A 4,185-nucleotide genomic window follows, 5' to 3' on the forward strand; every position below is an offset into this window, starting at 1 on the left:
GGTTGATGCGTCCGTGATCATCAACTCATAAAGATTATGAACACCTTCGGTTTATCATTGTATATGCAGACTCATTCACTCCTAAAGCGAGCTGAAAATAGTGAACTGATAACCGTAATGTTAATAAGTAATGGTTGAATGATTTGGCTTGCTAATAGGTTAATTCTAGTAACAACATAATTGGGTATTTCCCCATGGTTATTGACTGATATCTAATTAGGGCAGCCTCATTACGTGCTAGAGTATGCGGCTTGGGATTGAGCAAAAAACCATTAATCACCTATATCATATTTGCTATATGGTGCGGTTAGCCAATCAAGTCGTCATTGGATATGGAGTTGGTCCTTGTATTCGATTATTCGGATACGTGAACATCATAATTTATGAGTTTTAAATCAAAAAAGTACAGTATTGATTCTACTGATTATCAAGTTGGTCAAGATAACGTCAGTAAATGGGGCATGGATGTCCATAACACCGTTTTTGTAGCCTCAGTTGGCTTATCTATTCTTTTCATTGTCACCCTTCTCGCATTACCTCCAGCAGATGCAAAAGCTGCTATTGATTCTATTAAGGGTGCAGTGCTTTCAAACTTCGACTTCCTGTTTATGTGGGGAGCTAACATCCTGTTAATCTTTGCCATCATTTTAGCATTTTCACCTTTAGGTAAAATCCGCTTAGGTGGCGAAGACGCGACCCCTGATTATTCCAAAGCCTCTTGGATTGCGATGTTATTTGCTGCGGGCATGGGTATTGGACTCATTTTCTGGGGGGTTGCAGAGCCAACAGCTTTCTTCACTAATTATTTTGGAACACCGCTTAATGCAGAACCCTATACAGAAGCTGGCCGCGAGTTAGCGTTAGGCGCAACAGTATTTCACTGGGGCTTACATGCGTGGGCAATCTATGGCATGACGGCGCTATGTCTTGCGTACTTTGTTTATAATAAAGGCTTACCGTTATCAATGCGCTCGGTGTTTTATCCATTATTGGGTGACCGAGTGTGGGGTAAAACAGGTGATGTAATCGATGTTCTAACGGTATTGGTTACTCTATTTGGTCTAGCTACTTCGTTAGGGCTTGGTGGTACACAAGCGGCAAGTGGTATTAGCCACGTATTCGGTTTGGAAAACAACATTTACCTACAGCAGTCCATTATTGTTCTTATCATGGGCTTAGCGATTGTTTCTGTGCTTCGCGGCATGGATGGCGGTGTTAAGTTTCTAAGTAACTTGAATATGGTGATTGCCTTTGTTTTCCTAGGCCTTATCGCAGTCTTGAATTTCACCACAGTACTTGATTCATTGGCGACAGCGGTGACTGGCTATGTAAAAAATATCGTCGCGCTGAGCCAAAGTTCAGGGCGTGAAGATACAACATGGCTTCATGGTTGGACTGTGTTCTACTGGGCATGGTGGGTTGCGTATGCACCTTTCTTCGGTATGTTCGTAGCACGTATATCTAAAGGACGTACCGTTCGCGAGTTCCTTCTTTGTGTATTACTTATCCCAACATTGGTAACAGCTGCTTGGATGTCTATCTTCGGTGGCGTTGCAATTGAACAGGTAATAGATAAAGTCGGGCAACTCGGGCTAGACCAGGGCATTGCAGATGTATCTCTCAGCTTATTCTATATGTTAGATGCGTATCCATTCGGCAATATCCTATCCGTTATTGCTGTTGCACTGATTATCGTTTTCTTTGTGACAACGCTAGACTCGGGCTCCATCGTTATTGATGGCATGACTGCTGGTGGCAAACTAGAAGTACCGGTTAAACAGAAAGTAGTCTGGGCTGTTATATCTGGTGCTATCGCAATGGTTATGTTGTGGATTGGTGGTACTCAATCTATTCAATCTCTGCAATCAATCACCATCATAGCAGCAATGCCGTTTACCATTATTTTGTTACTAGGTAGTGTGAGCCTGTTTAAAGGACTATTAACGGAAGTAGATAAACTTCAGGTTTCAGCTAACTCACCGCGTTAGTTTCCATTAGGTCAAGGATTCGCTCTACAATAAAGCTCTCTAGTACTATGTGCTAGGGAGCTTTTGTTTAGGGGAGAGGTCTTTATGATAGAGCGGAAGACTCGATGTAAATATTGAAGAGTATGGAACTTCTCCAAGCCATGAAGCTTTCAGGCACTCTTCAATCACACGACTATTTTTCGTAGTTCATATTAAGGTCGCTTTCGAAAACAGAGATCGCTTGTTGAACGTATTGGTTACTAACCATATGAAAATAAAAAGGCTCCCGAGATTAGGGAGCCTTTTTAATTAAGGAGAGGGGGAACCCTCTTATGTTTATTGTGGATTCAACCCTAGGGTTTGAAGAACAAGTTTGAAGTTATCTTGACGCTCTTTAATTGCATGAACATCACCACTTACTGGACAAGTGCTGTCTGGGCAACCTCGGTTAACGATGCCAGACACAGCATCAATAAACGCTGTCCCTTTCATTCCACCATCTACGTAGCTTTTAAGCTCAGCATGATAGTTCCAACCTGCGTATGCACCACCTTCATCGTTGTAAGCCTGTACAGAAGTGACCCAGTAGAATAACCCAGCGATCCATTTGATCTCTCTGTTTTCCTCAGAGCTACAAATCAGACTAGGATTAGAACAGAAGTCGAGGTCTGCATATAATGGGCTTGCTGGTGGCGCTTCTACAACAACACCGTTGACCGTTGTACCAATGGCTGCAGGGTCAACATGAGAACGACCCATGAAGTGGTTCAATGTACCAAAGTTTTGTCGACCCGTAGTTTGAATTACGCCACGGCCCCACCAACCACAACCTTCTACAGTTCCGTTAGTATCCGTACCATCCCAAATGAATTTACCKGCTTTTTGGTCTTCATAGACTTTACAGTCCTCGCGTTCCCACACTTGTTTCGAAGAATCGATTGCTGTTGGAACGTCCATACAGTGACCATCATTTGTCCAGCGACCAACGTTGCCGTTAACTAGTAACCCTTGTTCATTAAGTACTGAGTCAGGAGCAGCAAAGATAGGAGCAGGTGCGCCATACCATTTAGCATTGGTCATTGCGCTAACTTCCATCTTCGGATCACGCGGACAAGAATAGGGATGATCAACACCTGTTACTGGATCCATACCGTAATCAGCATATTTTTGATCCAACTGACCACAGCTCGCAGTCATTGGGTAGTTAACTGGCGCACCATATCGTACTTCAGACCAGTTGTTTTCGTCACAGGCATTGTAACGGATGGTCTCCTGCATACTTTGTGAAAGGAATGCAGCAATGGCAACTTTGGCATACATTGCATTTGTTGCTTCATCTGCAGTGTCATCAAGCAACCAGAAGGTGTTACCCGCAACGCCGACATTGTGCATAGAGTTCAGGCCAGCTAAGAAGTCTGCCCACTTATAAACAGTAGATGGGATCCACTGTGATTGGGGAGTCTCAAATAGGAATGCCTGATTATTCATTGCAGACTCTGCACCGGTTAGCTCGGCGTTTAGAGAAGCAAGGCGAGTTAATGGGCCATTAGCCACATTTTCACCGACATAGTACAGAGGCACAGTTGCATTTTGGTAGCGTGCAATTTTAGCAGTTAAGTCCGTGGTTTCAGTGTCAAACAAAACACCAAAAATGTTACTGCTTGCCGCTTTACGAATATGACTGTCGCCTGAGGTATTACCCAAGAAGTAACTTGCTGCTTGAGTGGTAGGAACGGACGAAAGTAGCGCTGGTGTCTGAGTATAGTCACTGACCTGTTTTACATACTCTAGGGCGTAATGCCATTGCTCATCACTTAAAGCAGGGGATGTGCTCGACTTGTTGAAGGCGATAAAGTCAGCTTTTGTCGTCGAAGTCGCTTTGTAAAGTTCGAAACTAGATAACAAATCTGATGTCGATGAAGACGCAGCATTCCAAACTGCTCGCTTACCCGAATGGGTATTGTAAGCGAAGTCGCCAATATTCAACGACCAACCGAATGTTGCTTGTGGAGCCAGCGTCGAGATAACAAGGTTGTGCGCTTGAGCCCAACCTTGCGCATCATCAGTGAGAGCATTGATATCGTTGATATCGATTTGACTTCCTGTTGCATCAGCCGCTGCTGTTAAGGCTTGTTTCACAGACACAGATCCTAAAGATATCCCTTTGTCTGCTGAAGCTACATCCAGCACGTCACCGTTCAGGATGATAGATGTTGTG

General features: G+C 43.8%; 2 protein-coding genes. One reads left to right on the top strand and one right to left on the bottom strand.

Annotation, left to right across the window (positions count from 1 at the left end):
* Positions 1–383: 383 nt before the first annotated feature.
* Positions 384–1,988: a BCCT family transporter gene (locus L4C33_RS20045; protein ID WP_428814165.1), complete on the top strand. Its 1,605-nt coding sequence runs from the start codon at positions 384–386 to the stop codon at positions 1,986–1,988.
* A gap of 315 nt (positions 1,989–2,303) precedes the next feature.
* Here L4C33_RS20045 and L4C33_RS20050 read toward each other — a convergent pair.
* A partial coding sequence (locus tag L4C33_RS20050; RefSeq protein WP_428814166.1) for a cellulose-binding domain-containing protein occupies positions 2,304–4,185 on the bottom strand: 1,882 nt, incomplete at its 5' end.

The sequence above is a fragment of the Vibrio makurazakiensis genome, from assembly GCF_050337375.1.
Classification (GTDB): domain Bacteria; phylum Pseudomonadota; class Gammaproteobacteria; order Enterobacterales; family Vibrionaceae; genus Vibrio; species Vibrio makurazakiensis.